The following is a 1,512-nucleotide window of genomic DNA, read 5'->3' on the forward strand; positions in this document are numbered from 1 at the left end:
TCCCACTGGTAGAGGGCGTAGGGGTCGGAGTTGTCGTCGGCGGCCCAGGAACCGGCCAGGATCAGGTACTGGCCGGCGGCGTTCTTGCGGATGTCACGGACCGCGAGGCCGCCGAGGTCCAGCTCGATCCCGGCGCCGAAGACGGGCTTGGAACCGCTGGAGAGGACCTCGTCGAAGTTGGTGACGGGCACGAGCAGCGCCTTGCCCCCGGGCACGGCCGGGGCCAGCGGGGCACGGAAGCCCAGGTAGGCGGTGGTCGTGGACCCCGGGGCGAACTCCAGCCCCTCCACGTTGAAACCGTCGATCTGCTTCGGCGCCTCGCCCGCGGCCGTCCCCGCCGCGAAGCCGTAGCGGTTGCCGTTCGCGGTGTCCCAGGCCACGAGGTCCTCGCGGAGCTTCTTGTACGAGCGCCCGTACGCCAGCTGGGTTCCGGAGCCGGAGCCGCTCACCGTGGTGGTGAAGACGGTGTTGCGGGGGGCCTTGTACTCGCCGTCCTTGTTGTTGCCGAGCGAGCCGGTCCAGTAGATGGTGTCGCCGACCCGGGTCGCGCCCTCGATGTCCACCTCCTTGGTGACGCCGAGCTGGGAGCTGAAGTCCCAGGTCCTGACGGGTGCGGCGGAGCGGGAACGGTCGTACAGGCGCAGCACGTTGTTCTCGTCGTCGGCGACCACCGTGTAGCCCCCGCCGACGTCCACGGCCGCCGAGGAGTCGGAGGCGCCGCTGAAGTAGCGGGCGTCCGCCGGGTTCTGGACGGCGGCGGAGGCTGCGTAGGAGAGGGTCTTGGTGGCGCTCTTGCCCCCGAGCCCGCTCACCTTGATGGTGAGGTTGGCGTAGCCGCGGCCGCGCGCGGTGACGGCGAGCTGCCGCACGGCGCCGGCGCCGGTCACGGTGACGTCGCCGGTTCCGGCGACGGAGGTCTTGCTGGAGGCGGTGGCGCTGACGGTGAGCGCGGAGACGTCGGCCCCGCTCTGCCCCACGGTCACGTCCACGGTCTGGTCGCCGACCCCGCCGACGGCCCCGGACAGGTACGAGGCCGAGAACGAGATGGTCGGTGTGCCGTAACTGACCGCCTGGGCCGGGGCGTTGAGGCCGGCCAGGAGGATCGCCGCGAGCGCGGCCGTACCCAGGTGCTTGTTCTTCATCGGTGTCCCCCACGAATCGGGCCGAGCGCGAACCACGCGGAGCGGGACTTCTTCCACTCCGGGTGCGTCAGGTCCTTGGCTTCGGTGCCGTCGCCGTAGAGGTCGGCGGCACCGTTGTCGGTGATGAGCTGTACGCGGGCGCCGGGCACCCGCAGGTCGGGCACGTTCACGATGGCCTCCCAGCCGCCGGGGTCGCCGGTCGGCAGGTCGGCGCGCTTGACCGGGGCGTGGCCGGGGATCCCGTCCCACTGGTAGAGGGCGTAGGGGTCGGAGTTGTCGTCGGCGGCCCAGGAACCGGCCAGGATCAGGTACTGGCCGGCGGCGTTCTTGCGGATGTCACGGACCGCGAGGCCGCCGAGGTCCAGCTCGA

1 protein-coding gene and 1 pseudogene are annotated in these 1,512 nt (G+C 71.6%); both read right to left on the bottom strand.

All coding sequences use genetic code 11. The features are described 5' to 3' along the window. Window positions 1–1,142, bottom strand: a 1,142-nt coding sequence (locus AB4039_RS42155) for a hypothetical protein (RefSeq protein WP_442273299.1), incomplete at its 3' end; no start/stop codon positions are given. Then, a pseudogene (locus tag AB4039_RS42160) lies at window positions 1,139–1,512 on the bottom strand (hypothetical protein); the annotation flags it as partial. The pseudogene AB4039_RS42160 and the gene AB4039_RS42155, both read right to left, overlap by 4 nt.

The organism is Streptomyces sp. M-16 (assembly GCF_052114405.1).
In the GTDB taxonomy this organism is placed as follows: domain Bacteria; phylum Actinomycetota; class Actinomycetes; order Streptomycetales; family Streptomycetaceae; genus Streptomyces.